Origin of the sequence: Streptomyces sp. Rer75, from assembly GCF_013414305.1 — a bacterium.
GTDB classification, from domain to species: domain Bacteria; phylum Actinomycetota; class Actinomycetes; order Streptomycetales; family Streptomycetaceae; genus Streptomyces; species Streptomyces himastatinicus.
This window is the reverse complement of record NZ_CP058693.1, coordinates 3996573-4023252: the sequence shown is the minus strand read 5'-3', so window position 1 is coordinate 4023252 and position 26680 is coordinate 3996573. Positions and strand designations below refer to the sequence as shown.

At 72.4% G+C, this 26680-nt stretch carries 30 protein-coding genes; 25 read left to right on the top strand and 5 right to left on the bottom strand.

Features of this window, described 5'->3' with window-relative positions; genetic code table 11:
* Positions 1-11: 11 nt before the first annotated feature.
* Positions 12-896 carry a helix-turn-helix transcriptional regulator gene (locus tag HYQ63_RS16655; protein WP_179934620.1) on the bottom strand — a complete coding sequence of 295 codons (885 nt, stop codon included), beginning with the start codon at positions 894-896 and terminating at the stop codon, positions 12-14.
* A 157-nt stretch (positions 897-1053) separates the two neighbouring features.
* Here HYQ63_RS16655 and HYQ63_RS16650 point away from each other — a divergent pair, with 157 nt between their 5' ends.
* The 6 genes from HYQ63_RS16650 (at position 1054) to HYQ63_RS16625 (ending at position 6290) form a co-directional block, all read left to right on the top strand.
* Positions 1054-1455, top strand: a complete 402-nt coding sequence (locus HYQ63_RS16650) for an ATP-binding protein (protein ID WP_179934619.1) — start codon at positions 1054-1056, stop codon at positions 1453-1455.
* Between the two features lie 57 nt (positions 1456-1512).
* Positions 1513-1908, top strand: coding sequence for a hypothetical protein (locus HYQ63_RS16645; protein ID WP_179934617.1), 396 nt, complete (start codon positions 1513-1515; stop codon positions 1906-1908).
* A gap of 428 nt (positions 1909-2336) precedes the next feature.
* On the top strand, positions 2337-3089 hold the full coding sequence (locus HYQ63_RS16640; protein ID WP_257231900.1) for a hypothetical protein: 753 nt from the start codon (positions 2337-2339) through the stop codon (positions 3087-3089).
* 142 nt (positions 3090-3231) lie between these two features.
* A complete protein-coding gene (locus HYQ63_RS16635; RefSeq protein WP_179934613.1) occupies positions 3232-4158 on the top strand; it encodes a DNA-binding response regulator in 927 nt (308 codons plus the stop codon).
* Positions 4159-4619: 461 nt separating this feature from the next.
* Entirely contained in the window at positions 4620-5183 is a 564-nt protein-coding gene (locus HYQ63_RS44730) for an ABC transporter permease (RefSeq protein WP_257232616.1), read from the top strand.
* 126 nt (positions 5184-5309) lie between these two features.
* Positions 5310-6290: an ABC transporter substrate-binding protein gene (locus HYQ63_RS16625; protein WP_257231899.1), complete on the top strand. Its 981-nt coding sequence runs from the start codon at positions 5310-5312 to the stop codon at positions 6288-6290.
* On the opposite strand, the gene HYQ63_RS16620 is transcribed toward HYQ63_RS16625, so the two are convergent.
* The 4 genes from HYQ63_RS16620 to HYQ63_RS16605 all read right to left on the bottom strand — a co-directional run bounded on the left by HYQ63_RS16620 (position 6287) and on the right by HYQ63_RS16605 (position 11341).
* The gene (locus HYQ63_RS16620) at positions 6287-7540 is read right to left on the bottom strand and encodes an MFS transporter (RefSeq protein ID WP_257231898.1); all 1254 of its coding nucleotides are present in this window, start codon (positions 7538-7540) and stop codon (positions 6287-6289) included. The two genes, HYQ63_RS16625 and HYQ63_RS16620, sit on opposite strands and share 4 nt — an antisense overlap.
* The gene (locus HYQ63_RS16615; RefSeq protein WP_179934607.1) at positions 7537-8313 is read right to left on the bottom strand and encodes an LLM class F420-dependent oxidoreductase; all 777 of its coding nucleotides are present in this window, start codon (positions 8311-8313) and stop codon (positions 7537-7539) included. The genes HYQ63_RS16620 and HYQ63_RS16615 overlap by 4 nt, the downstream gene beginning before the upstream one ends.
* Before the next feature lie 362 nt (positions 8314-8675).
* The gene (locus HYQ63_RS16610) at positions 8676-9695 is read right to left on the bottom strand and encodes a zinc-binding dehydrogenase (RefSeq protein ID WP_179934605.1); all 1020 of its coding nucleotides are present in this window, start codon (positions 9693-9695) and stop codon (positions 8676-8678) included.
* An 83-nt stretch (positions 9696-9778) separates the two neighbouring features.
* On the bottom strand, positions 9779-11341 hold the full coding sequence (locus tag HYQ63_RS16605) for an MFS transporter (RefSeq protein WP_179934603.1): 1563 nt from the start codon (positions 11339-11341) through the stop codon (positions 9779-9781).
* A gap of 362 nt (positions 11342-11703) precedes the next feature.
* Here HYQ63_RS16605 and HYQ63_RS16600 point away from each other — a divergent pair, with 362 nt between their 5' ends.
* The 19 genes from HYQ63_RS16600 to HYQ63_RS16510 all read left to right on the top strand — a co-directional run bounded on the left by HYQ63_RS16600 (position 11704) and on the right by HYQ63_RS16510 (position 26563).
* Positions 11704-12465, top strand: a complete 762-nt coding sequence (locus HYQ63_RS16600) for a LuxR C-terminal-related transcriptional regulator (RefSeq protein ID WP_123107052.1) — start codon at positions 11704-11706, stop codon at positions 12463-12465.
* A gap of 271 nt (positions 12466-12736) precedes the next feature.
* The gene (locus tag HYQ63_RS16595; protein ID WP_009717613.1) at positions 12737-12988 is read left to right on the top strand and encodes an acyl carrier protein; all 252 of its coding nucleotides are present in this window, start codon (positions 12737-12739) and stop codon (positions 12986-12988) included.
* Between the two features lie 37 nt (positions 12989-13025).
* Positions 13026-14261, top strand: a complete 1236-nt coding sequence (locus HYQ63_RS16590) for a beta-ketoacyl synthase (protein WP_179934601.1) — start codon at positions 13026-13028, stop codon at positions 14259-14261.
* A gap of 4 nt (positions 14262-14265) precedes the next feature.
* Complete coding sequence (locus HYQ63_RS16585) at positions 14266-15417, top strand: beta-ketoacyl synthase (protein ID WP_179934599.1); 1152 nt, start codon at positions 14266-14268, stop codon at positions 15415-15417.
* Entirely contained in the window at positions 15414-16541 is a 1128-nt protein-coding gene (locus HYQ63_RS16580; protein ID WP_179934597.1) for a beta-ketoacyl synthase N-terminal-like domain-containing protein, read from the top strand. The genes HYQ63_RS16585 and HYQ63_RS16580 overlap by 4 nt, the downstream gene beginning before the upstream one ends.
* Positions 16541-17521 carry a hypothetical protein gene (locus HYQ63_RS16575; protein WP_179934595.1) on the top strand — a complete coding sequence of 327 codons (981 nt, stop codon included), beginning with the start codon at positions 16541-16543 and terminating at the stop codon, positions 17519-17521. Before HYQ63_RS16580 ends, HYQ63_RS16575 begins: the two co-directional genes overlap by 1 nt.
* Positions 17521-18780, top strand: coding sequence for a beta-ketoacyl synthase N-terminal-like domain-containing protein (locus tag HYQ63_RS16570; RefSeq protein ID WP_179934593.1), 1260 nt, complete (start codon positions 17521-17523; stop codon positions 18778-18780). Before HYQ63_RS16575 ends, HYQ63_RS16570 begins: the two co-directional genes overlap by 1 nt.
* Positions 18780-19727 carry a beta-ketoacyl synthase N-terminal-like domain-containing protein gene (locus HYQ63_RS16565; protein ID WP_179934591.1) on the top strand — a complete coding sequence of 316 codons (948 nt, stop codon included), beginning with the start codon at positions 18780-18782 and terminating at the stop codon, positions 19725-19727. Before HYQ63_RS16570 ends, HYQ63_RS16565 begins: the two co-directional genes overlap by 1 nt.
* A gap of 34 nt (positions 19728-19761) precedes the next feature.
* Positions 19762-20553, top strand: a complete 792-nt coding sequence (locus HYQ63_RS16560) for an SDR family oxidoreductase (RefSeq protein WP_179934589.1) — start codon at positions 19762-19764, stop codon at positions 20551-20553.
* Entirely contained in the window at positions 20550-20876 is a 327-nt protein-coding gene (locus HYQ63_RS16555) for a DsrE family protein (protein ID WP_179934587.1), read from the top strand. Before HYQ63_RS16560 ends, HYQ63_RS16555 begins: the two co-directional genes overlap by 4 nt.
* Positions 20876-21283, top strand: a complete 408-nt coding sequence (locus HYQ63_RS16550) for a hypothetical protein (protein ID WP_063735258.1) — start codon at positions 20876-20878, stop codon at positions 21281-21283. Before HYQ63_RS16555 ends, HYQ63_RS16550 begins: the two co-directional genes overlap by 1 nt.
* Before the next feature lie 3 nt (positions 21284-21286).
* On the top strand, positions 21287-21703 hold the full coding sequence (locus tag HYQ63_RS16545; protein ID WP_179934585.1) for a hypothetical protein: 417 nt from the start codon (positions 21287-21289) through the stop codon (positions 21701-21703).
* Positions 21704-21744: 41 nt separating this feature from the next.
* On the top strand, positions 21745-22872 hold the full coding sequence (locus HYQ63_RS16540; RefSeq protein ID WP_179934583.1) for a beta-ketoacyl synthase N-terminal-like domain-containing protein: 1128 nt from the start codon (positions 21745-21747) through the stop codon (positions 22870-22872).
* 7 nt (positions 22873-22879) lie between these two features.
* Positions 22880-23839: an ACP S-malonyltransferase gene (locus HYQ63_RS16535; protein ID WP_179934581.1), complete on the top strand. Its 960-nt coding sequence runs from the start codon at positions 22880-22882 to the stop codon at positions 23837-23839.
* A gap of 24 nt (positions 23840-23863) precedes the next feature.
* Positions 23864-24118, top strand: coding sequence for an acyl carrier protein (locus HYQ63_RS16530; protein WP_063735262.1), 255 nt, complete (start codon positions 23864-23866; stop codon positions 24116-24118).
* 1 nt (position 24119) lies between these two features.
* On the top strand, positions 24120-24530 hold the full coding sequence (locus HYQ63_RS16525; RefSeq protein ID WP_179934579.1) for a 3-hydroxyacyl-ACP dehydratase FabZ family protein: 411 nt from the start codon (positions 24120-24122) through the stop codon (positions 24528-24530).
* The gene (locus HYQ63_RS16520; RefSeq protein ID WP_179934577.1) at positions 24527-25015 is read left to right on the top strand and encodes a 3-hydroxyacyl-ACP dehydratase FabZ family protein; all 489 of its coding nucleotides are present in this window, start codon (positions 24527-24529) and stop codon (positions 25013-25015) included. The genes HYQ63_RS16525 and HYQ63_RS16520 overlap by 4 nt, the downstream gene beginning before the upstream one ends.
* Before the next feature lie 4 nt (positions 25016-25019).
* Positions 25020-25763 carry a 3-oxoacyl-ACP reductase FabG gene (fabG, locus tag HYQ63_RS16515; RefSeq protein ID WP_123105998.1) on the top strand — a complete coding sequence of 248 codons (744 nt, stop codon included), beginning with the start codon at positions 25020-25022 and terminating at the stop codon, positions 25761-25763.
* Between the two features lie 62 nt (positions 25764-25825).
* Positions 25826-26563, top strand: coding sequence for a 2-hydroxychromene-2-carboxylate isomerase (locus HYQ63_RS16510; RefSeq protein ID WP_179934575.1), 738 nt, complete (start codon positions 25826-25828; stop codon positions 26561-26563).
* Positions 26564-26680 lie beyond the last annotated feature (117 nt).

Sequence of the window (26680 nt, the reverse complement as noted above, 5' to 3'; positions counted from 1 at the left end):
GGCCCTCTTTCTCATACGAGATCTGCGATGAGGCCCTTCGTCGCATCCGGAGACAGCGCGCTGTCGGCGATGCGGCCGAAGGCGTCGACGAAAACGTTGACGTCGTCGACACCTTCGACGTACGTGGGCCCGCGCAGGTTCTCCTGGGAGACCACATCCGGCATCGGACCCGGGAAGCCCACAAGTGTGAACGCGCCCGCGTCCCCCGGGTTGGGCGCCGCGTCGATCGGCATCACCTGGAGGGTCACCGTCGGCCACTCCGCGACGTCCAGCAGTCGGCGCAGCTGCTCGGCCATGATGGCCGGGCGGTCGGCGAACCGGCGGCGCAGCGCCGTCTCGTGGATGACGGCCCACAGCTTCAGCGGGGCGTCCGCGCGGGTGAGCACGGCCTGGCGGGCGAGCCGCACCTCGGCGAGGGCGGACACCTCGGCGGCGCTGCGGGCCCTGGCGTTCGCGGCGATCGTCTCGCGCGCGTACTCGGACGTCTGGAGCAGCCCGGGGATGACCAGCGGGGCGTAGTCGCGGACGGAGTCGGCGTCCGACTCCAGCGATATGTAGTCGGCGTAGGCGGGCGCGACGACTCCGCGGTACGTCTGCCACCAGCCGCGCTTGCCCGCGTCCTTGGCGAGCCCCTCCAGCGCGATCCGGATCTCGCAGTCGGTGACCTCGTACGCCCGCAGCAGGACCTCGACCTCGGTGGTGCGGATGGTCGCGTTGGCGTTCTCGATGCGCGACAGCTTGGGCGCGGTCCAGTGGCGGGCGCCAGGGGAACCGTTCGCGGTCGCGTTGAGCGCTTCTGCCGCCGCGTCCAGTGTCATCCCCGCTTCGGTGCGCAGCCTCCGCAGAGTTGAACCCAGACGCCTGCGCCGTACGGTGGGCACTGGCTGGTAGGACATGGCGTCAGTCTGGACTATCGCCGACAGGGGCGACCAGGCGGCATATGCCAGTCTTGAGCCAATGGGTCGAAACATTGCGAGTGGCACTCCCGATGAGCCAGGATCGCTCTTGCGACATGGCGGCAGTGCGCTGCGCTTTGGAGGGGCCCCGGACCATATGGCAGACAACATCCCGCAGCGGTACGAATTCCGCCTCCGCGTCCACCCGCAGAAACTCGCCGAGGTGCGCCGCGCCGTCAGCGCCCGGCTGCGCCTGTGGGGGCGCGAGGAACTGGTCACGCCCGCGGCGATGTGCGTCACCGAACTGCTGTCCAACGTCCACAAGCACGCGGCGTCGCCCGAGTGCGTGCTGACGCTCGAAAACCGCCCGTACGGGATATGCGCCGCCGTCTTCGACTCCGAGACCTCACTGCCGGTGGTCAAGGAGCCGGACTTCCTCTCGGAGTGCGGGCGCGGGATGTTCCTGCTCAGCAAGACGGCCCATGAGTGGGGTACGGACCTCCACGACCACGGCAAGACGGTCTGGTTCACGCTGCGCGCCGAAGCGGTGGATCCCTGACCGCCCCACCGATAGCGTTGTGTCACGGGGAGTTGACGGAACGGCAGGGGAGGGCCCATGGATCCGGTCACGACGGGTGCGCTGGTCGCGGCGGTCAACGCGGCGGTATCGGGCGCCGGGGGCGAGGCGGGGCGGCGGGCCCTGGAATCGCTCGGCGCGCTGGCCCGCCGGGTGTGGCGGCGCGGCGACGCCGAACCGGCGGGCGGCGAGCCCGAGCCGGTGACCATTCCGTACGACGACGAGGAGCGGCTGCGTCGGCTGGCCGATCTGCTGGTCGAGCGGTCGCGGCAGGACCCGGAGTTCGGGCGCGATCTGGCCGCCTGGCTGCGGGAGTTCGGCGAGCCCGCGGAGCGGAAGGCGGGCTCGGTGCACAACACTTTCTCCGGGACTGCCTCGGGTCCGGTCATCCAGGGGCGCGACTTCAGCGGTTCGGTCACCTTCGGCCCGCAGTGACCCGTGACCCGTTCGGGGCGGTGGCAGCAACCGGACATGGTCGGTTCCGCTTCGTGGCGGAGCGTCGTCGCATTGCGACTGATCGTGTCCGGATAACGGTCTCGCTGGCTGACGGTTCGTAACTTACTGACAAAGCACGCCGCTTGACGGGCGGTCGAGCGCCGTATCGCGCTCTGACGCGCCGGACTTGGGCTATTCTTTACTTCACGCCCCGCGTTGACGTCGTCGCTGTGCGCGAATTACTGTCATCAGTGATTTCGCACCATGCTGCCTCCGCGTTTTGAGCACGTTGAGGCATGGAAATTCCAAGAACCAGGCCGGTATTTGCAGAACTAGGTAACTGTCGCCCTCCAGGGGAAGTCATGGTTGGTCTTGTGACGATGTCCGAGCCTTCTCCTGAGCATGAGACGGACTCCTCGGTCCCCGCCATGACCGGCGACTATGTCGAGCGTGCCCTGCTGGCCGCCCGCGATCTGATCGAGTCCACGGTCACCCGGCACCGGCGGGAGTTGGCCCAGGACTCCTGGGCGGGGAAGGCCCTCGGGCAGGTGCCGCTCGCCGAGGTCGTCGACACGCTCGTGGACGGGGCCGAGCGGACCGTGAGCGTCGTCCTGTCGGGCGGCGAGGAGCAGTCGGAGGTCGTCTGCTCGGCACTCGCCCGGCCCGCCCGGGGTGGCCGCGGACGCAGGGCGGTGCGGCTGCTGTGTCTGCCGCGGGCGCTGGACGCGGCCCGGGTGCGGGCGCTGGCGCGCACCGACCCGCGCTGCGAAGTCCGCGTCTGTGACGGGGAGTTACCGGAAGCGCTGTTCATCGACGGCCAGATCGTCTACGTACGGAACGAACCGCCGGACCCGGCGCGGGGCGGCGGACGGCAGGCGTCGCTGGTCGAGGATCCCGCCGCGGTGCAAGCGCTGGAGCTGATGTTCGCGGGGACCTGGGGGAACGCCGTGGCGCTGGAGGACTATCCGCGGCTGGGCGGGCGGCTGTGCCCCACGTCCACGCGGCGCATCCTGGAATGCCTGCGCACCGGCCACACCGATGAGGTGGCGGCGCGCGACATGCAGGTGTCCCTGCGGACCTACCGCCGGTATGTCGCGGAGATCATGCGGGAGCTGGGGGCCGGATCCCGCTTCCAGGCGGGGGTGCGGGCGGTGGAGCTGGGGCTGCTGCCGGACCGCTGACCCCGCCTTCACCCATGGCGCCCATGACGCCCACGGCACCCATGGCCGGAATCCACAGCCCATGACCCACAACCCATAACCCCAAAACCGATAGCGCATGGCACTCGAGACCTTGACCACGTCGCGAGGCGGGAATGACGACATGAAGGATCCCGGTGATCCGGGGGACGTCCTGGAGCGGACGTTACGGGAGGTGCGGGCCCTCATCGAGGCCACCGTCGTCGAACATCGGGCCCGAAGAACGAGAACGGGGCAGTTCACGCAGGTGGGGATGGCGGACGGGGCGTTCCTTGCTGCCGCCGAACAGGTGATCACCAAGGCCCGGGGGCGGGTGGACGCCGTGTTCCCGGAAGCGCCCGGCCGGATGGCGGCGGCGCACGCGGCGCTCACCGCCCTGCTGCTGAACCTGGACGACGAGGCAGTGCGGGTGCGGGTGCTGCGCGGCCGGGCCGGTCCCGCCGGCGGACCGGGCGGCGGCTCGGGCGGCGGTTCGGGTGGCGGTTCGAGTGGCGGTGCTCCGGCGGGACCCGCGCCCGTACCGGCGCCCATTCCGGGCCCCGCGCCCCCGCCCGCGCCGGTCCCCGCGCCCGATCCCGGAGCCGCGCCCGAGCCCGCGGCCGCACCCGGGCCCGAGGCGGCGGACGAGCCCGCGTCCGCACCCCGCCCCGCGCAGGTCCGGATCGCCCCGGTGCCCCTGCCCACGGCCGTGATCGCCGACGGCCGGACCGCACTGGTGTGCACGGAATCGGCGGACGGGCGGCACACCTCGGTCATCGAGGACCAGGTGGTGGTCGGCTCGCTGTACGGCATGTTCCGCTCCATCTGGTCGGGCGCCACCCCCGCCCCGCGCCCGCTCGACTTCGGCAACCGTGCCCGTACGGAGATGGTGCGCCGGGTGCTGGCGCGGCTGCGGGACGGGGTCACCGACGAGGCGGCCGCCCGCGATCTGGCGATTTCCGTGCGTACGTACCGCCGCTATGTCACCGGGATCCTGGAGCTGCTGGACGCCAACTCACGCTTCCAGGCCGGGGCGCGCGCCTCCGAGCTGGGCATTCTCGGGGACCGCTGAGGACATGGCGGGAAGTCCGGCCTCGGAATTGTTTCGTTTTCCCATCGACATTGTGAACCGGTGTGCGCTGGGGATAGGTTGCACGCGGGCGTGCCGCGATCTGGCAACCGCCGGTAATACAAGGGGATTTGGGGATGGGTGAGGGGTACGGGAGCGGTACGGCGGCCACGGCGGTAGCGCGCGGTGAGCCGGAAGCGGTGACGCCGCGGCGCGAGCCGCATTCCCCCCGGCCGCCGCGGGTGCGAAAGACCCGCGAGAGCGGTGGCGGGCGTCGCACGGGGGTGATGTTCCGGGGAGTGCTTCCGCCGCTCGTATTCGGGCTGGTACTGCTTCTCGTCTGGGACATCGTCACCCGTACCGGAGCGGTGGCGGAGTTCTACCTTCCGGGACCGGTGGACTTGGCCCGGTATTTCATCGACCAGGTATTGCACGATTCCCTTGTCGACTACACCTGGGAAACCGTGCGAGAAGCGCTGGCCGGAAGCGGTATGGGAATCGGAGTGGCGCTGCCGCTCGGCTATCTCATCGCCCGCAGCGACCTGGCGGCCGCCGCGCTCCAGCCGTACATCGCCGCATCGCAGGCCGTGCCCGCGGTGGCGCTGGCCCCGCTGCTCGCGCTGTGGCTCGGCTACGGACTGCTGCCGATCGCGGTGCTGTGCGCGCTCCTCGTCTTCTTCCCCATCCTCGTCAACACCGTGCTGGGGCTGCGCGCCCTGGACCCCGAGGTGCTGGGCGCCGCCCGCGTGGACGGCGTGGGGCGGTGGGGGATGCTCTGGTACATCGAGCTTCCGCTCGCCCTGCCCAGCATCCTCGCCGGGGTGCGCAACGGGCTCACGCTCTCCATCACCGGCGCGGTGGTCGGGGAGTTCGTCATGGGCGGCGACGGCCTGGGTCAGCTGCTGTCGGTGCAGCGCCAGGCGGCCGACACCATCGGCCTGTTCTCCACACTCGTCATGCTCGCCCTGCTCGCCGCCGGTCTGTACGGCGTGGTCCGGCTGGTCGAGCGGCTCGCACAGCGTGACTGACCGGTGAGCGACCGGTCGCATCCGATTCACGAGTCGATTCTCGAGGAGAAGTACGTGCGTTCTGTGCAGACGACCATGAGGGGCGCCCTCAGACAGCGGGTTCTGGGGGCGGCTCTCGTGTCGGTGGTGGCCGCAGCCACCCTGACCTCATGCGCCGAGGAGCCGAAGGACGCGGAGGGCAAGGGCGGCAAGAACATCACCGTAGGGCTGACCTACACCCCGAACATCCAGTTCTCGCCCTTCTACGTGGCCGCCGAGAAGGGCTACTACAAGGACGCCGGACTGAAGGTGACGTTACGTCACCACGGCGCGTCCGAAGACCTCTTCGGGGCGCTGACGTCGGGCAAGGAGGACGTCGTCTACGCGGGCGGTGACGAGATGCTCCAGGCGCGCGCCGCCAAGAATCTGCCCGTCGTGGACATCGCGACCTTCTACCAGAAATACCCCGTGGGCCTGATCGTGCCCAAGGACTCCGACATCAGGAAACCGGCCGACCTCAAGGGCCGCAAAATCGGAACGCCTGGCCCCTTCGGCGAGACGTATTTCGGTCTGCTCGCCCTCCTCAAGGAGGGTGGACTTTCCCCGAAGCAGGCCAAGATCCAGAACATCGGATTCACCCAGCAGGCGGCCCTGACCGGGAACAAGGTCGAGGGCGTGATGGGCTATCTGAACAACGACGCCATTTCCTTCGAGGAGGCCGGCAAGGAGGTCCGGGCGATTACGCTCGACTCCGGCGACAAGGGCGATCCGCTGGTCGGGGTCGGTCTGGGCGCCAAGAAAGACGTGCTGGAGAAGCGCGGCGACGACATGAAGAAGTTCGTCGCGGCGTCGCTGCGCGGGCTGCGCTACGCGATGGCCAACCCGGACGACACCATCAAGCTCAGCGAGAAATACGTACCGGGGCTGCGCGGCGAAAAGCAGAAGAAGAACGCGATGGCGGTCCTCAAGGCCACGATGCCGATGATGAAGACGGACCAGGGCGAGGTCGGCGTCAACGACGCGCAGACCTGGACCCGAATGGCCGATTTCATGTACGACCAGGGGCTGTTGGAGAAGACGGTCACCCCTGAAGACGCGTACGACAACGGCTATCTGCCGAAGTCCTAGCCACCCTGGTCGACCGCGGGAGGGACGGCCGCCGCGCGCCGGTGCAGTGCGGCGGTCACCGCGAACGCGCCCCCGGCACCGGCCGCGAGCGCGGTCCAGCTGCCCGTCGCCGAGAGGTGGGCCACCACGAACAGCCCGATCGGCGGCCCGGTCGCCGTGCCCAGGTTCCAGGCGAGGGAGGCCAGCGCGCTCGCCCGCCCCACGGCCGCCTCGCCGGACCAGCGCAGCAGCAGCGGATAGAAGGCCGAGGAGTACGTCAGCTCGCCCGCCGCGAAGATCACCGCGAAGGCCAGCAGCAGCCCGTAGCGGAGGACCGGCGCGGCCCCGTCCCCGGCCAGCGCCGCGCCGAGCCCGCAGGCGAACGCCGCCACCCACAGCACCGGCCCGGCGGCCAGGCTCACGGTCTCCGGCAGCCGCTCCAGCCAGCGGCTCAGGAGTGGCTGGAGGGCGACCAGGGCGAAGGAGTTGGCCGCCACGACGGTGCTCACCCAGCCCAGGGTGACGGCCATGTCGTCGTGCAGGAGCAGCGGCACCGTGGCCTCGATCTGGGTGAACCCGACGATCGCGAAGAGGGCCTGGGCGACGATCAGCAGCGCCATGGGGCGGGCGCGGAGGAGGGCGCGGTACGTGGTCCCGTCGGCGGCCGCGGCCTCCACCGGCGCGGCCTGCTCCGTATTGCGAGGACGTACGTACCAGATCGCCGCGATCAGGGGGAGCGCGGCCAGCGCATTGGCCAGGTACAGCCCGCGGAGGGTGCCGGTCGGGGTGTGCGCGCCCTGGAGCGCGAGCCCCGCGGCCACCGAACCCACCCCGATGCCGACGTTGTTGACGATGTGCCGAATGGAGAACGCGGTGCGGCGGCCGCTCTCCGGAACGGCCGCGTCCACGACGCCCACGATCGACGCGTAGAACAGCCCGAAGCCCACGCCCACGCACGCCCCCGAGGCGAGCACCAGGGAGGTGGTGTCGGCCGGGGCCAGCATCCCGTACCCGGCGGCGAGCGCCGCCGCACCCAGCACCCCCACCCGGTGCGGCCCGCGCCGGTCGGCCAGCGGGCCGCCGACGAGGGCCGCGGCGAAGCTGGCCACGGCCATCGCGATGAAGTACCCGCCCGCGGCCCGGGCGCCGAGGTCCAGCAGCCCGCTGATGTAGATCGCGGTGAACGGGAAGCACAGGCCGTTGCCGAGGGTGGAGACCAGCAGGGCGCCCATGAGCAGGGTGAAGCGGTGCCCCAGGGGCTCGCGGCTCATGGGGTGATCGCGGCGCGCATCGCGAGCAGCTTCTCGACCGCCCCCAGGTCGTACGGGGCGGGCAGCGACAGTACGAGGTGCACCGCCCCCGCCTCCGCGAACCCCTCGGCCAGCGGCAGTTGGTCCGGGTTGACCATGACCGTACGGGCCACCTGGCCGGGGTCGCGGCCGACCCGCTCGCACCACTCGTCCAGGGCCCGGTTCAGCTCCCGGAACTCAGCCACGGGGTCGGTGGCGGCCCAGCCGTACCAGTTCCACCAGTCCGCCTCGCGGGCCACCAGCTCCAGGGTGCGCCGCCGCCCCGCGCCCCCGATCAGCAGCGGAAGCGGTCCCGCCGGGCCGGGGTTGAGCTTGGCCAGCCGCTCCTTGACGGCCGCCACCGAGGCGGCGAACGCGTCCATGCGCCCGGCCGGACCGGGGAACGGTATGCCGTACTCGGTGTGCTCGGCCTCGAACCACCCCGCGCCCAGCCCCAGCACCAGCCGCCCGCCGCTGAGCTGGTCCACGGTGCGGGCCATGTCGGCGAGCAGGTGCGGATTGCGGAAGGCGGTGCAGGTGACGAGGGGGCCGATGGTGGCGTGCCGGGTCTCGACCGCCATCGCGGACAGCAGCGACCAGCACTCGTAGTGGGTGCCGTCCGGGTCGCCGGTGTGCGGGAGGAAGTGGTCCCAGGTCCACAGCGAGTCGACGCCGAGGGCGTCGGCCTGCCGCCAGGCGGCGCGGAGTTCCTGGATGCCGGTGTGCTGGGGGTGGAGCTGGACGCCGATGCGCAAGGTGGTCCTTTCGGTTGTCGTTCCCCACCCCGCCCCTTCCCGAACCAGGGGCTGCGCCCCTGGACCCCGCCCCTGCCGCGTGTGGCACGGGCGCCGCCCCGGCCCTCGGGGGCGCTGCCGCGTGCCCGGTGCCGCGTGCTCTGTGCTGCGTGGCGGGGGTGCGTGCTTGGTGTCGGGTGGCGGGGTTGCGTGACAGGTGGCGGGGCGCGTTTCCGGTGCAGGGTGGCGGGGCGTGCCCCCCCCGTTCGCCGGAGGCGCGCCCGCTCCGGCGGGTGGGTACGGGCGACGGGTCCGGTGCCGGGTGGGTGGGCCGTATGTCCGGTGTCGCGGGAACGGGGCGTGGGCCGCGGGGCAGCCAGGGGCTATGGGGTGACGACCACGCGGTACACCGGGGTCTCCGATGCCTGCTTGAGGGCCTTCTCCACCTCGTCCAGTCCGTACCGCGCCGTCACCAGTCCCTCCAGGCGGGGCGCCAGGGAGCCGCCGCGGAGGAGTTCGGCGGCCGTGCGCCAGTCGGCCGGTTCGTGGCTGAAGGAGCCCGTCACCGTGAGCTGGCGGCGGTGCACCTCGTATCCCGGGAGCTCGGCGGGCGGGCCGTCGGGGGCGCCGCCGAAGAGGACGATCGTTCCGCCGTCGGCCACGGCAGCGAGCGCGGCGGCGATGCACTCGGCGCTGGCGATGGTGACGAACACGACGTCTGCGGCGGGTAGTTGGGCGACGTCCTCGGGGCGTACGGCAGCGTCCGCACCGGCCGCCGCGACCGCCGTGCGGCGCTCCTCGTCGCGCTCCACGACCGCGACCCCGCGCGCCCCCAGCTCGCGGGCCACGGCCAGGTGCAGATGGCCCATGTACCCGGCCCCGATGACGGTCACCCGGTCCCCGGCGCGGAAGCCGCCGCGGCGCAGGGAGTGGACGACGCAGGCGAGCGGTTCGCCCATGGCGGCGACCGCCGGGTCGGTGTCGCCGACCGACCAGACGCGGGAGGCGGGGAGCACGATGTGGTCGGCGAGTCCGGCGCCCATGGCGATCGCGCCGTCCGCCTCGCGCACCCGGCCCTGGAGGGCGACGCAGATGGCGGACTGGCCGCGGCGGCAGGCGCGGCAGGCGCCGCAGCGGGGGAGGCCGTCGAGGGTGACGAGGGAGCCGACGGCGGGCATGTCCTCCAGGCCGGCGGCGGTGGCGCCGACGCGTTCGACCCAGCCGGAGATCTCGTGTCCGGCGGCGGCCGGGTAGACGGCCATGCGCCCGGCGTACAGGTTGGCCTCCATGGTGCAGATGCCGCACGCCGCGATGCGCACCAGCACTTCCGAGTCCCCGACGTCGGGCACGGGTATCCGTCTTAACTCGACCTCGCCTGCCGCGGTGATGACCGCTGTACGCATGGGAACAGCCTTCCGGAATACGGACGTTGTGCCGGGAGGCTATGCCCGTACCCCCGGGGAGGCAAGGAAAGGATCACGGGGCGTCAGCGGGCGCCCTCGGCGTACGTCGCCCGCCGGAACGTCCACCAGATGATGACCGCGCCGACCGCCGCGGCGATCGCCCCGATCACGGCGGCGACGTGCATGGCGTGCACGAACCCCTGGTCGGCGAAGTCGGACAGCCGCGGCATCCGCAGCCGACCGGCGATCAGCCGGGTGGCCTCGGGGGACTCCTCGGCCGCTCCGGCGGCGCCCGGCGGCAGATCGTCCAGCTTGGGGCTGATCTCGCCGCGGTAGACACCGGCCAGGATGGAGCCGAGGACGGCGACCCCGAGGACGCCGCCGATCTGCCGCATCGCGTTGTTGACGGCGGACCCGGCGCCGGTGCGGTCGGAGGGCAGGACGGACATGATGGCCTCGGTGGTGGGGGCGACGGCGGCGCCCATGCCGAGCCCCTGGAGGATGAGGAAGACCCAGAACAGGCCCAGTCCGCTGTGCTCGTCGAGGAAGACGTACGCGAAGAAGCCGGTCGTGGCGATGAGCATGGCGACGGTGACGACGCGGCGCACCCCGTACGCCCGCACCAGCTTCGCCGACAGCGGCGCGCCCAGCAGCACGCCGATCGCGACGGGGGCGATGGACAGCCCGCACTCCAGCGGGGTCTGCCCGTGGACGCCCTGGAGATAGAAGCTCGTGTAGTACATCGAGCCGTTGAGGCCGAAGAAGGTCAGCATCACGGCCACGCTCGCGCCGGTGAACCGGCTGTTGCGGAAGAGCCGGACGTCGAAGCTGGGGTTGTCGACCCGCAGTTCGACCAGGACGAACACCAGGACGAGGACCGCACCGACGGCGAACGCGCCGAGAATGGCCGGATCGTTCCAGTCGTTGCGGTGGCCGCCCTCGATGACGGCCCAGACGATGGCGAAGAGGCCGACGGTGGAGAGCACCACGCCCAGCGGGTCGAACTTCTGCCGCACCTTGGCGGCCGCGCCGGGCAGGAACACCAGCGAACCGGCCACGCACAGCACGACGATCGGCACGTTGACGAGGAAGACCGACCCCCACCAGAAGTGGTCGAGCAGCGCTCCGCTGAGCATCGGCCCGGTGGCGATCGCGATGCCGCTGGAGCCGGACCAGATGGCGATGGCGGTCGCGCGGTGCCGTTCGTCGAAGACCTGGGCGATCAGCGCGAGCGTGGCTGGCATGATCAGGGCGCTGCCGACGCCCATCGCCCCGCGGGCGACGATGAGTTCGGTGGCCGAGCCCGCGTACCCGGCCCAGGCGGAGGCGCCGCCGAAGACGAGCATGCCGGTGAGCAGCAGATTGCGGTGGCCGTAGCGGTCGGCGAGCACCCCGCCGGTGAAGAGGAGCACCGCGAAGACCAGCGTGTAGGAGCTGATGCTCCACTGGAGCTGGTTGGGGCTGGCGCCGAGCCCCTCGTCCGGGTCGGCCAGTGTCTTGAGTGCGACGTTGAGAACGGTGTTGTCGAGCCAAACCGCGAGTTGGGAGAAGACCAGCACCGCGAGAGCGAGCCATTGGCGGCCGGTGGGCGACTGCGGGGCGCCGGCCGGTGCCGTGTCGGTGATCGCGGTGTTCTGTGCAGCCATGGGGGCGGCGCCTTTCGGGGACCACTGAAGGGTGGGGGGTCCGCGTTCGTACGGCAAGGGACGGCTTGCTGGCTCAAGGCTTGCTGGCTCAAAGAGGAAGTTACCAATCTGCCGAGCCGGGGCGCAGCCCCTTGACCCCGTTGGAGGGTCTTCCTCCGCTGAAGGGTGATGGTATTTACCCCGTTGACGGCCCGTTGAGCCATGATGTTCCTTGCCGTTTCGGCAGATGGCTCGTTACTGTGCCTCGATCGGGGAACGGGGGGTGTCCTTTGAGCCATTTTGGAATTCAACCAAATGACCGTACGCCTATTGAGGGTATCGACGGTATTGACGGCGCGACGGGCACAAGGAGAGCGGTTCGCATGGAGCCGGAAGCCAGGTCGGACAACCTGGAGGAGGCCCTTGGCCAGGCGTTACGGCTGATCGAGTCCGCCGTGACCCACCACCGCCGCGGAGTGCTCGCCTCGGCGACCGCGGAACTGCCGGTGGACGGCGAGGTCGTGGCGGGATGGGTGGCACGGCTGGTGCTGCGCGCCCAGCGTGACGTGATCTGGAGCCTGCCGGAGGTCACCTGCGAGGACCATGCGCGGCTGGTCGCGCAGACGCTCGCGCAGCTGTCCGGCAAGGGCGTGCGGATCCGGATGCTGTGCCCGCCGCGGGTGATCCGCGGGGTGATGTGGCAGCGCACGGTCGGCACGGTGCCGCGGCTGGAGGTGCGGGTGTGCGGCTCCGCGCGGCAGGAGCTGGTGGTGGTCGACGGGGCGGCGGTGATCGCGCCCGAGCGCTCCCCGGGCGACCCCGGCGGCTCCCGCGCCTCGATGATCCAGAACTCGACGGTGGCCGCGATGCTGCACCGGCTGCTGTGCGGGATGTGGGACACCGCGCAGCGCCCGATGCGGCCGCTGTCCTTCGAGGGCGGGGCGCGCGGCCGGGTGCTGCGCGAGGTGCTGACGCTGATGGCCGAGGGCTACAAGGACGACGCGGCCGCCCGGAAGCTGGGGCTCTCGGTGCGTACGTACCGGCGCTACGTGGCGGACATCATGCGGGACCTGAACGTGGAGTCGCGCTTCCAGGCCGGGGTGCGGGCCGTGCGCGCGGGGCTCATGGAGGCGGAGCGCGACTAGTCGACTGCTGTGACGGGTAGTCGGGTAGTCGGGTTCAGGCCGATTTGCGCGGTCTGCGGGCATCACCGTGGCAGCTTGCTGCAGATTGGGCATCCTGACGTTCCGGTAACCGGCTGCGTAGTGCAGCTTTATGACAGCCGTGGTTGTCGTGCGGTTGGGTTCACGGGCGGTGTGACAGGTAGTGGACTCTGGGCTTGTCGCCCCCCGAACCGCCGCATAGCGTCATCGGCAGTCGTCGCTTTGCCCATGCCGAAAATGGAGGTGCGCGGTAATGGCCGCCATCGTCGAAGAGCGTCGGGAAACCATCAAGGAAATCGTCACGGATATCCTTGAGATCGACCCGGACGAGGTCACGGAGACCAGTCTCTTCAAAGAAGAGCATGACGCGGATTCGCTGCGTGCCATTGAAATACTTGCGGCGCTCGAAAAAACGTTCAACGTGGTCATCGACCAGTCCGAGCTGGGCCGGATGGTGAACCTCAAGGGCGTCTACGAGGTTGTTTCCGACGCGGCCGGCTGGTGACGGAACCCTCGGCGGACTCCTCGGAAGGCAGGGCGATATGCGTGGTGAGTCGGGTCGCAGGGTCGTCGTCACCGGCCTCGGGGCGGTGTCCGGCATCGGCATCGGCGCCGCGGAATTCCTCGCCGGACTGCGCGCGGGGAAGAGCGCGGCACGGCCCGTCACCGCGTTCGACACCGAGGGTTTCGAGCACGCGATGGCGTGCGAGGTCCCGGACTTCGAACCCGGGCGGTGGATCCGCAATCTGGACATAGGGAACCTGGGCCGGGCGAGCCAGTTCTCGGTGGCGGCGGCCCGCATGGCGGTGGCCGACGCCGGTATCGCGGAGGACGCGCTGCGCGCCGCCCCGTCCCTGATCTCCATCGGCACCACCGACGGGGAGTCGGGCGACCTGGACCAACTGGTCGAGACGGAAGTCGACCTGGGGCCCGAGCGGATGGACCCCATCGTCGCCCGCCGGGTGCCCGCCGGGCGGCTTTCGGCCGTCATCGCCGAGGAGTTCGGCTTGAGCCGGACGGAGGCGGTGACCCTCCCCACGGCGTGCGCGGCAGGCAACTACGCCATCGGCTACGGCTACGACGCGATCCGCGGCGGGGACGTGGAGGTCGCCCTGTGCGGCGGCGCCGACGCGCTGTGCCGCAAGACCTTCACCGGCTTCTACCGGCTGGGCACGATAGCGCCCGAGCGCTGCCAGCCCTTCGACAAGGACCGCAAGGGCATCCTCACCGGCGAGGGCGCGGGCGTCCTCGTCCTGGAGAGCCTGGAATCGGCGCTGGCCCGCGGCGCCCGCATCTACGCCGAAGTCCTCGGCTACGGCCTCAACTGCGACGCGGACCACCCCGTCGCCCCCAACCAGGACAGCGTGGCCCGCTGCATGCGGCTCGCCCTGGACGACGCCCGGATCAAGCCGGAGGAGGTCGACTTCATCTCCGCGCACGGCACCGGCACCCGGGCCAACGACATCACCGAGGCCCGAGCCATCCGCCAGGTCTTCGGCGACGCCGCCCCGCCGCGCACCGTGTCCATCAAGTCGATGATCGGCCACTCCATGGGCGCCGCGGGGGCGCTCGCCTCCATCGCCTGCGCGCTGGCCCTCACCGAGGGGTTCATCCCGCCGACCATCAACCACGTGGAGACCGACCCGGAGTGCGGTCTCGACGTCGTACCGAACGAGGCCGTGGACGCCGAGCTGCGGGTCGTACAGAACAACGGGCTCGCCTTCGGCGGCAACAACGCCGTCGTGATCTTCGGCAAGCGCGGCACGGACTGGAATTAAGGCCATGAGTCAGCTGGTGACCGGCGCGGGCGCCGTGGTGAGTGTGGGCGAGGGCGTCGACGAGGTCTTCTCGGCCCTGTGCGCGGGCACCAGCGGACTCGGTGAACTGCGCGGCTTCGACCCGGACCGCTACCGGGGGCGGCACGCGTACGAGATCGACGACCGGCCGGGCCCCGGCGCCGACGTGCCCGGCCGGGCCACCGCCTGGCTGCTGCGCGCCGTCGGGGAGGCGGCGCGGCAGGCCGGGCTCGGCGAGGACCTGAGCGGGGTGCCCGTCCTCGTCGGCACCGGGCTGCGCGAGCTGCGCTCGGCGGAGCTGGCCTGGCGCGACGGCACCGCGTTCGACACCGGCGGGCGGCTGCACTTCGGCACCGCGCTGCGCGAACGTTTCGGCGCGGAGCGCACCCACACCTTCGCGGGGGCGTGCTCGGCCTCGCTGTACGCGCTGGCGCTCGGCAGCGACCTGCTGACCACCGGCGCCGAGGACACCGTGATCGTGGCCGGTGTCGACACCCTCACCGAGTCCATGTACGGGCTGCTGGACCGGGTGAACGCCGAACCGCCCGACCGGGTGCGGCCGTTCGACCGGGAGCGCCGCGGGGTGCTGATGGGCGACGGCGCCGCCGCGGTGGTGCTGCGCCGGGAGGAGTACGGCGCGCGCTCCGGCGCGCTCGGCAGACTGCGCGCCGTCAGCATGAACTGCGACGCCCGCCATGTCACCGCGCCCGACGCGCAGGGCATCGTGCGGGCGGTGCACGAGGCCCAGCAGCGGGCGGGCGTCACCCCCGGCGAGATCGACCTGGTGCTGCTGCACGGCACCGGTACGCACCTCAACGACAGCGCGGAGGCGACCGCCATCGCCGAGGTCTTCGGCCCCGATGTGACGACGCCGCTGATGACCGCGATCAAGTCCATGACCGGCCACACCTCGGGCAGTTCGGGCCTGGTCAGCCTGATCGTCGCGCTGAAGTCGCTGACGTCGGGCCGGGTTCCGCCGACCCTCGGCCTCACCGACCCGCTGCCCGAGGCGGCGGACTTCCGGTTCGTCCGGGAGCCCTACCCGGCCGATGTGGAGGGGCTGCGGTTCGCCCAGATCGACGCGTTCGGGTTCGGCGGGGTCAACGCCGTCGCCATAGTGGAGAGGGCATCCCGATGAACGCGCTCCACGCACTCCATGCGCTGCGCGCGCCCGGCACCGTCGTCGTCTCCGGGGTCGGGCTGGCCCTGCCCGGCGCGGACACCCCTGACGCGCTGCTGCGCGGCGCGCACGCCCCCGGGTGCGCGCCTGGGCCGTTCGACACCGGTGCCCGCATCGGCCGCCGCGGGCACCGCTACAAGGACCGGGCGACCCAACTCGCCCTGTGCGCCGCGCTCGACGCGTTACGCGACGCCGCCCTCGTCCCCGCCGACAGCGCCGATGGCGGGGAGCTGACCGTGCCGGGCGACACCGTCGGCGTCGTGGCCAGCTCCAACCTGGGCAACCTCGACACCGCGTGCCTCACCGCAGCCGCCATCGCCGAGGATTCGGCCCGCTCCCTGAGCCCCATGAGCCTGCCCAACGCCTCCAGCAACGTGATCGCCTCCTGGGTCGCGATCCGGCACGGGCTGCGCGGCCCCAACCTGATGCTGTGCAACGGGCCGACGTCCGGTCTCGACGCCGTCCACTGGGCCGCGACGCTCGTGGCCGCGGGCCGCGTCCGCCGCGCCCTCGTCGTCGGCGTCGAGACCCACAACGCCGTCGTGGAGGACCTGCTCGCCCGCCCCGCCGACGACCTGCTGGACGGCGCGGCCGCCCTCGTCGTGGAGGGCGCGCACTGGGCGGAGGAGCGCGGGGCGCGCGCCGTCGCCGTCCTGGGGCCGTACGAGCGCCGGGCGGGGCTCGCGGGCTGCGTCCGGGCGCTGCTGCCGGAGGGCGGCGAGGGGCCGGGCGTCTGGTTCACCCCGGAGCGCTACGAGGAGCCGGGTGCCGACGTCGGCGTACCCGTGCCCCCGGCCGTGCCGCGCCACGACGTCACCACCGCCGTCGGCCGCGCCTCCGGCGCGCTCGGCGTCCTCCAGTGCGCCGCCGCGGTCGGCTGGCTCGGCACGGATGCGGCCGGGGCCGGAGCCGGGGCGGGCGAGGCGCTGATCACCAGCGGCGACGACACGGCGGACGCCGTGGCCGGGCTGCTGCTGCGCGGGCCGGGCGCGCCCCCTTCCGAGACCTCAGAGGTCTCCGAGTTTTCAGCGATTTCCGTGGTTTCTGCGAATTCAGCGAATTCAGCGATGGAGTGCACCTGATGAGAGCCGCCGCCCCGCCGATGTCGACGAAGGCCCTGCTGGCCGACACCACCACGGTGCGGCTGCGTCCGCGGTACGAGGGCTCCAACATCTGCACGTGGATCGGCTTCAAGCACGTCAACTACCTCATCGAGGAGGCGGTGCTGGTCCACTTCGCCCGCTGCGGGGCGCCCGCCCGCCGGCTGTACGAGGAACACGGCCTCGGGCTGGACATCGTGGCGCTGGACAGCCGCATCCTGCACGCCTTCCACATGGACGACGACGCCGAGGCCGAGGTGGTGCCGCACACCTCCGACGGCGATACGGCGCTCGCCTTCCGGGTGACCCTCCGGGTCGTGCGCGACGGCTCCGTCCTCAAGGCCGTCACCGCCAAGGTCAGGGTCTCGCTGCGCGCCGACTCGTATCTGGCGGGGCCCGCCGAACCGCCCGGCGAGTTCGGCCGGTTCACGGTGGACCGGCTGGGCGAAGGGGCGCCCGCCGAGCCGGCCCCGGCGGTGCCGGGCGGCGACGAGGACGCCGTACTGGCGGCGCTCACGGAGGGCCGTAACGCCCACGCCTGGAAGTGGAACATCGCCTACCCCTACTGCCACTTCACCGAGCGGCTCCAGATGTCCGGCTATCTGCGGCTGATGGAGGAGGCCAAGGACCGCTTCGTGAAGTCCCGCGGCATCTCCATCAAGACGCTGCTGGACGACCGCCGGTGGATACCGGTCGTGCCGCGCTCCTGGATACGCGTCACCGACGAGGCGCTGATGGAAGAGGACCTGTACACCGTCTACACGGTGGAGGAGATCTTCAAGGACCTCACCTACACCGCCCGCATGGACTGTTACGCGGTCCGCGACGGCGCGCTCACCCTCACCGCCACCGGCGGCATCGTGCACGGCTACGCACTGATCGAGAACCGCCGCGACTGGCACCTGGTCCCCTTCGACCAGCGGGTGCTGGACGCGCTGTCCGGAAAGTCGAGCGGCACCTGATGGACGACATCACGGTCACCGGAGTGGGGGCGCTGTCCCCGCTGGGCACGGGCATCGACGCCTTCTGGCGCGGCATGCACACCGCGCGCACCGCCCCGTCCCGGGTGCCCGATCCGCTCGCCCGCATGGACCATCCGCGGATGTATCTGGTGCCCGAGGCCGACGTGCCGGACGGGCCCGCGGAGTGGGAGGGGCTGCCGCTGGGGCGCGGCTCGCGGTTCGCGATCGAGGCGGCCCGGCAGGCGGCCCGGGACGCGGGGCTCGACGGGGGGTTCGCGGAGCCGGGGAGCGTCGATCCGCGCCGGGTGGCCGTCGTGATCAGCAGCGGCATGGGCGACACGGAGCTGCACGAGGCGTGGTGGTCGGGCAAGGCCCCGGACTCCGGCCGCTGGGCGCCCGTCTTCCCGGTGGCCTCGGTGGTCGGCGGCCTGCTCGGCGCGCGCGGCCCCAACACGTGTGTCAGCAACGCCTGTTCGGCCAGCGGCTACGCGCTGTCCGTCGCCGCCGACCTGATCCGCTCGGGCGAGGCGGACGTGGTGTTCGCGGGCGGCGCCGAGGCGTACTCGCGGGTCGCGCTCGCCTGCTTCAACCGGCTGGGCGCCATCGACCCCGAGCGCTGCCGCCCGTTCGCCGCCGACCGGCGCGGCACGGTCTTCGGCGAGGGCGCCGCCGTCCTGGTCCTGGAGTCCGCCGCGCACGCCCGCGCACGGGGCGCCGGGCCCGGCTACGCGCGCCTCGTGGGCACCGGCTGGAGCTGCGACGCGCACCACGCGACCGCGCCCGAGCCCGGCGGCGAGCAGATCGAGCGCGCGATGCGCCAGGCGCTGCGCGACGCGGACGCGGGCGATGCGGGCGCGGACGAGACGGACGCGGGCGAGACGGACGCGGGCGATGCGGGCCCGGGCGAGACGGGCGGGGATGCGGTCGGCTTCGTGGTGCCGCACGGCACCGGCACCGACCTCAACGACGTGGTGGAGAGCCGGGTGCTGGCCGCGGTGGCCCCCCGCGCCCCGCTGTACAGCCTGAAGGCGCTCATCGGCCACACCGGCGGCGCGGCGGGCGCGTTCGCCGCGCTGTCCGCCGCCCTGATGCTGCACCACCGCACCCTGCCGCCGAACGTGCCCGTCGGGGCGGCCGATCCGGAGTGCGCGGTGCCGCTGCCGTCCGGGAGCACCCCGCTGAGCGGCGGATACGGGCTGGTCAACGCCTACGCGTTCGGCGGCAACAACATCTCCCTCGTCCTCGCGGAGGCCCGCTGATGGATCTCTTGGTCACCGGGGTGGGCGACGTGGCCGCGGACGGCTTCGACTTCCGTGACGAGCTGGGCCGCCGCGGCTACAAGTACCTGCCCAGCGCCTCCCAGTACGTGCTGGCCGCCGCCAAGCGCGCCCTCGCCGACGCGGGCGAGGACGCCCTGACGGCGGCCGAACCCGAGCGCCGCGGCGCCGCGGTGGGCACCAACAGCGCGGCCACCGCCCTGCACCACGCCATGGACCGCACGGTCACCGGAGCGGGCGCCGGGGAGCTGAGCCCGGCCACCGCGCCCTACTTCTCCATCAACCTCTTCGGCAGCCGACTGGCCACCGAACACGACCTCAAGGGCTTCAACCTCACCCTCACCAGCCCCCGTATCGCGGGCCTGGAGGCGCTCCAGAGCGGCGCCCGCGCCCTCGCCGCGGGCCGCGCCTCCCGGCTGCTCGCCGGGGCGACCGAGGAGGCGCTGCCGGAGGGCGAGCCGGGGGCGGACACCTCGGAGGCCGGTGCCGTCGCGCTGCTGCTGGAGCCCGCGGCGGCCGTCGCGGAGCGCGGCGGACGGGCGTACGGGCGCGTCGGTGTCCGTACGTTCTTCCTGCCGCCCGCCCTCGCCGCCTCGGACGGCGGCGCCGGGGAGGCGGGGGAGGCGCTGCGGGACGCGCTCGCCGCCCTCGGCCACCGGCCGGGCACCCCGCTGACCGTCACCGCCGTCCTGGACGGCTCCCCGGTCGGCGAGACGGTCGGCGAGGCGGTCGCGCACGCTGTGGGCGAGGGGGCCGAACGCGTCCCGGCGGGCGCGGGCTGCCTGGCGCCGATGGCCCGCGTCGCCGCCGCCCTGCGGACCCGGCCGGACCACGCACACGCCGTCGTCACCGCGGCGGCCGAGGGAAACACCGCCGTCTGCTTGGTCACCCCGGGCGGATCCGGCGGCACGGAAGCGAGCAGCCGATGAGCGGACGACGCGAACGACGGAGGGCGAGCGGCCGATGATCACCTCACTCGAAGGATCCTGGTGCCTGGTGCTGGGCGCCTCCAGCGGCATGGGCCTGGCCATCGCGCACGAGATGGCCCGCGCGGGCGTCAGCGTCCTCGGCGTCCACTTCGACACCACCGAAGGACAGCAGAAGGCGGCGGTCGCCCAGGAGGAGATGCGCGCGCACGGCGTCGAGGCGCACTTCTTCAACGCCAACGCCGCCTCCGCCCGCACCCGCGAGGAGCTGCTGCCGAGGTTCGAGGAGCTGACCGGCGGCAAGGGCGTGCGCGTCCTGGTGCACTCCCTCGCGTTCGGCACCTTGCTGCCGTACGTCACCCCCGACGGCGAAGGGAGCCTCACGTCCCGTCAGATGAACATGACGCTCGACGTGATGGCGCACTCGCTCGTCTACTGGACCCAGGACCTGTTCACCGCGGGCCTGCTGCGCAAGGGCTCCAAGGTGTACGCGATGACCTCCGCCGGGGGCGCCCGCGTGATGCCCCACTACGGCGCCGTCTCGTCCGCCAAGGCCGCGCTGGAGTCCCACGTACGCCAACTCGCCCTGGAACTCGCCCCGTCGGGCATCGCCGTCAACGCGCTGCGCGCCGGGGTCACCCCGACCCCGTCCATGGAGCGCATCCCCGACAGCGAACGGCTCGCCGAATACGCCAAGGACCTCAACCCGCACCGGCGGCTCACCCGCCCGGAGGACGTCGCCGAGGCCGTCTCGCTGCTCTCCCGCACCGACTCCTCCTGGATCACCGGCAATGTGATCGGCGTGGACGGCGGTGAACTGCTCACATGACGGACCATCTGCTGATCGAGAGCGGCGGCCCGCAGACCGGGCCCGCCTGCGAGCGCTTCGTCGGCGACGCGGTACGGCTGGCCGGGGACGGCCACCGGGTGGTGCTGTTCCTCGTCGAGAACGGCGTCACCGCCGCCCTCCCCGGCGCCGCGCCCGGCATCGAGATGTTCCTGCGCGACGGCGGCGAGGTGTGGGTGGACACCTTCTCGGCCGCCCAGCGCGCCCTGCCCGCCGACGATCTCGCCGCCGACGTCCGCATGGTGGAGATGGACGACGTGGCCGCCAAGCTGCTGGAACCCCAGGTACGGGCGGTGTGGCACTGATGGCCCGGCCCATACCCGCCACCGACGTGCTGCTCAACCTCTTCGGCGCGCCCCACCAGAGCGACCTGGTCACCTCGGCGCTCCGGCTGGCCACCGCGCTGCTCGACCGCGGCGCCCGGGTGCAGATCTGGACCTGCGGCGACGCCACCGGCCTGACCAGCGCGGCCCTCGGCGACACCAAGCCGCGCGACCTCACCGACCTGGAGCGCCGCCATCCGTCCACCGCGCTGATCGTCCGCGATCTGCTCGCCGACCACCCCGACCGGCTCTACTGGTACGTCTGCCGCTTCTGCGCCGACGACCGGGGCGCGGCCGACCAGATCCCCCAGGTCAGCAAGCGGTCCCCGTTCCTGTTCGCCGAACACGTCAAGGCGGCGGACAAGGCCCTGGTCATGGGGGTGTGCTGAACCATGCCGGGCGAGGTCGTACAAGAACGTGCGCGCTGGCTGCTGATCATGGAGAAGGCGTACCGCGGATCGGTCGAGACCCAGTTCGCGGACGCCCTCTACGTCGTCCCCGATCTGCACCGGCAGAGCGGCGGGGGCTGCGATCTGGCGCTGCGCGGACCCGCCGTCGGCTACGCCGTGCGCACCGGTGCGCCCCAGCCGCCGCTGCGCCTCGGCAAGCGCACCCTCGACACCCTGCCCGATCCGCGCGCGTCCGTGACGAAGGTGCTCGACGCCGGGGTGACCGTGCTGGTCGAGGAGCCCGACCTGACCGCGCTGGGGCGCACCGCCGCCGACCGGCTGCTGCCCGGAGTCCAGGTGATCGAGGCGCACGGGCTCGCCGCGCGATGGCCCTCCTACGAACAGGTGTGGTTCCTGTGAGCACCCCGTCCGGCCCCCGGGCCACTACCGAAGGAGTACCGATGGTCAACGCTCCCGCCACGGTCGGCCCGGTCATCTCCGCCTGGACCGCCGTATCGCCCCTGGGGCTGCGGGCCGCGGACTTCAGCAGCGGACTGGGGTCCGGCCGCGGCACCGGGAAGCCGCTGGACCCCGAGGAGTGGTCGGTGCCGTTCCGCGAGGCGTGCCTCGTGCCGGACTTCCACATCCGGGAGATCCTCGGCCGGAAGAACACCCGCTCCATGGACCGGGTCACCGGCCTCGCCGTCACCGCGATCCGCCATCTGCTCTCCGGCGAGCGGGAGGAGAAGACCGGTGACGGGGCCGGGCGGCTCCCCGGCGTCGGCGAGCACACCGGTCTCGCGCTCGGCACCAGCACCGGAAGCGCCCAGTCCATCATGGACTTCACCCGTGACTCGCTCGTCAGCGCCAAGCCCTTCTTCGTGGACCCGGCCCGGTTCCCCAACACGGTGATGAACTGCGCCGCCGGGCAGTCCGCCATCTGGCACGGCCTCAAGGGCCCCAACGCCACCATCGCGGGCGGCAGGGCCGCCGGGCTGCTCACCCTGCGGTACGCGCTGCGGCTCCAGCGCGCGGGGCGCGCCCGCACCGTGCTGTGCGGGGCGGTCGAGGAGTTCACCTCCGCCCGCGCCTGGCTGGAGTGGCACACCCGCGCCGACGACGACGCGACGGCGGTGCTCGGCGAGGGCGCCGCGGTGTGGCTGCTGGAGACCGCCGACGAGGCGCGCGAACACGGCCGCGGCGGGCTCGCCGAGGTCGCGGGCGTGGAGTTCGGCTTCGCCGCGGACCCGGCGGCGGCCCGTACGGCGCTCGCCGACGCCGTGACGCGGCTGCTGGACCGCACCGGCACCGCCCCCGGCGAGGTACGGGCCCTCGCCGACTCCCAGGCGCCCGGCGCCGGGGGCGAGGCCGAGCGCGCCGCCCTCGCCGACGTCCTCGGCGGCCACCAGCCGCTGCGGGTGGCGACGGCCGACGCGATCGGCGACACCTGCGCCGCCTCCGCGGCCTTCCAGATCGCGGCCGTCCTCGCGCTCGCCGAGCGCGGCGAGATCGCCCCCGGCGGCCCCGCCCTGGTCACCACGGTCGACCGGGACGGCGTGGTCGGCGCGGCCCTGCTGCGGACCAGGTGAGCGGCCGATGAGCACAAGGAGCGGCGGTGGCGCGGCCGGGGTGCGCACGGCGCTGATCTTCCCCGGACAGGGCGCCCAGAAGGCGGGCATGGGCCGGGCGTGGCGGGACACCGCGTCCTGGCCGCTGGCGGCCGAGATCTCCGAGCACACCGGGGTCGACGTCGGGGAGCTGCTGCTGACGGCCGACGACGACACGCTGCGCCGCACCGACCTGGCCCAGCTCGCCGTCTTCGCGTACCAGGTGATCGTCCACCGCGAGGCGGCCGCCGCCGGGCTGACGGGCGAGGTGGCCGCGTGCGCCGGGCACAGCCTCGGCGAGTACACCGCCCTGTACGCGGCCGGGGCGCTGCCGCTCGCCGACGCGGCGCGGGTGGTCGCCGCCCGCGGCCGCGCCATGCGCCGCAGCGCCGAGCGCACGCCCGGCAGGATGGCCGCCGTCGTCCGGCTCGACGCCGGAACCGTGGACGAACTGACCGGCCGGGTGCGGGCGGAGGGACCGGAGGTCTGGGTCGCCAATATCAACGCGCCGGGCAACCTCGTCGTCTCCGGCACCGCCGAGGGCGTCGACCGGCTCGCCGCACTGGCCGCGGACAGCGGGGGCAAGGTGATCCGGCTCGCCGTCGGCGGCGCGTTCCACAGCCCGCTGATGGCCGCCGCCGCGGACGAGCTGCGCACGGCCCTGGCCGCCGTGGAGTTCGCGCCCGCGCACACCCCCGTCGTCGCCAATGTGGACGCGACGCCCCACCGCGGCGGCGAGCGGTGGCGGGACCGCGAACTCGCCCAGCTCACCAGCCCGGTGCGCTGGGAGGAGACCGTCCGGACCCTCGCGGGCGAGCTGGGCTGCACCCGGTTCGTGGAGCTGGGCCCGGGACGCCAGCTGACCGGAATGATCCGCCGGATCGCGGCGGACGCGGCGACCGTCCCGGTCGAATCGCCCCCCGCGCTGATCACCCCGCAAGCCCCCTGAGCCCCGAGACCGGAAGGAACCCCCATGGCCGACGCCACCGCCGCGCTGGACCTCGACGAACTGCGCACCTTCGTCGCGGAAGTCCTCGATGTGGAAGAGGAGGAGGTGACCGACGAGGCCGACTTCGTCAAGGATCTCGGCGTCGACTCGCTCATGGCCCTGGAGGTCATGGTCGAGCTGGAGAAGAAGTACGCGGTGAAGCTGGAGGAGAAGGAGATGAAGAGCATCACCACCCTCCGGAAGGTGCACGACCTGCTCGCGTCGAAGCTGGAGAAGTGAGGTGACGGCGACCGCGTGCGGACCGGTCGACGGCACCGTGGAGGTGGTCGACCCCGGGGTGCCGGGGGAGCGGCCCGCCCGGTGCGTGGTCGTGGTCGGCGGCACGGAGAAGGTGTTCGCCGGTCACTTCCCCGGCTTCCCGATCTTCCCCGGGGTGTGCGTCGTCGAGTACGTCCAGCACGGCGCCCTCGCCACGCTGCCCGAGCCGGGGAGTGCCCTGGCGGCGGTCGAGTCCGCCCGCTTCCTCGGCCCGGTCTTCCCCGGCTCCACCCTGAGCTGTGCGTTCAGCTGGTTACGGGACGACGCCACGGGCGCCTGGCGCTGCCGGGCCGAGGCCACCACGGAGCGCGGGCTCGCCGCCCGCGTCCGGCTGCGCTTCACGGCCCCTGCCGAACGGGAGGCCACCGGATGATCACCGTGGACCAGATCAAGCGGGTGCTGCCGCACCGCTACCCCATGCTGCTGGTCGACCGGGTCACCGAGCTGGTCCCGGGCGAGCGCGCCTCCGGGCTCAAGGCCGTCACCTGCAACGAACCCTGGTACGAGGCCGTACCCGACGACGCGCCCGAGGAGGCGTACCACTACCCCTGGACGGTGCTCCTCGAATCCTGGTGCCATGTGGCGGGGGTGCTGGTGGCCTGGGAGGAACCCAATCCGGATGTGCTGGAGGGGATGGCGATGCTGCTCGGCGGGGTCACCGACGCCGAATACCACCGCCCGGTCCTCCCCGGCGACGTGGTGGAACACCACGTCCGGCTGGCCCGGCAGGTCGGGGAGACGTACATGTTCGAGGGGGAGAGCCTGGTCGGGGACGCGACCGTGCTCTCCGTCGGGCGGCTGGTGATGACGATGCGTCCGGCGGCCGAACTGAAGGCCCCGGCAGGAGAGGTGACGTAACACCATGTCCGACGTGCACACCAAGGTGGCCCTCGTTTCCGGCGGCTCCCGCGGCATCGGCCGCGCGACCGTGCTGCGGCTGGCCCGGGACGGCTTCGACGTGGCGTTCTGCCACCAGTCCAGCCCCGACGCGGCCCGCGCCCTGGAGGCGGAGGCGGCCGGGCTCGGCGGCGGCCGGGTGGTCGGCCGGCAGACGGACGTACGGGACGCGGACGCGGTGCGCGACCTCGTGGCGTTCACCGAGAACCGGCTCGGCCCCATCGACGTCGCGGTGGTGTCCGCGGGCATCGCGCGGGACAATCCGCTGCTGTTGATGAAGGACGAGGAGTGGCGGGGCGTCATGGAAGTCAACCTGGACGGCACGTACCACATATGCCGTTCGGTGGTATTCGGCATGATGAAACGCAAGTCCGGATGCATCATCAACATCTCCTCGGTGGCGGGCGTGCACGGCCATGCGGCACAGTCGAATTACGCGGCCTCCAAGGCCGGGATCATCGGCTTCACCAAATCGCTCGCCAAGGAGGTCGGACGGTACGGCATCCGGGCCAATGTGGTCGCGCCGGGCTTCGTGGAGACGGATATGACCGCGGCGCTGTCCGAGAGTGTGCGCAAGGAGGCGGAGCAGAGCATCCCGCTGCGCCGCTTCGGCCGCCCGGAGGAGGTCGCCGACATGGTCGCGTACCTGGTCGGGGCGGAGTACGTGACCGGAGCGGTGTTCCAGGTCGACGGTGGCATCGTGATTTGAGCGAGTGAGCGAGCGGGTGGCGGTCGGAGCGATCCGAACGGCCCCGGTGAAGGGGGACGGACATGACGGCCAGGCGCAGTAGGGTGCCGCGCTTCTATTTCAATTTCCGCAGCCCGTACAGCTGGATCGCCTACCGTGATCTGATGGACCGCTTTCCGGATGTCGCACAGGTGGTGGAATGGCACCCCTGGTGGGAGCCGGACGCGGACGGCGAGCGCCGCATGGCCGAGCACCGGCGGTCCTTTCCGTACACGGCGATGTCACGCGACAAGCACCTCTATATCCTTCAGGACGTGCGCCGTCTGACGATCGACCGCGGCCTCGCCGTCACCTGGCCGGTGGATCGGGACCCGGTCTGGGAGGTACCGCATCTGGCGTATTTTCACGCGCTGGACGCGGGGTGCGCCCCCGCGTACATCGAGCGGGTCTACCGGGCCCGCTGGCAGGAGGGCCGGGACGTCTGCGACCGCGAGGTCATCGCGGACATCGCCACCGGCCTGGGTTTTCCGGACGAGGCGGCGGAGCGGATGGCCCACGCCGCCGACGACCCGGAACTGCGTGCCGGGCGCGGGCTCGGGGCGCTGCTGGACCTCAGCCGGGACGGGGCGTTCGGCGTGCCGTTCTTCACCCTCGGCTACGACAAGTACTGGGGCGTGGACCGGCTCCCGGCGTTCGCCGGGGCGGTCCGCTCCCGCGCCGCGCCGCCCCCCGCTCCCCCCACCACGCCCGGACCACCGGCCGACGCGGACTTCGTGGCCGCCCGGTCCGGCGACCAGGGCCACGCCGGGGGGTGCGGGTGACCGCCCCTACCCCCGCGTAGCCGTCATCCTTACGTACCCGCCCCTCTGCCCACCCGCACGGCACCGACCGAGACGAGACCGCCCTGACCGCCGACGGACACTCCACCCCCTCCCGGA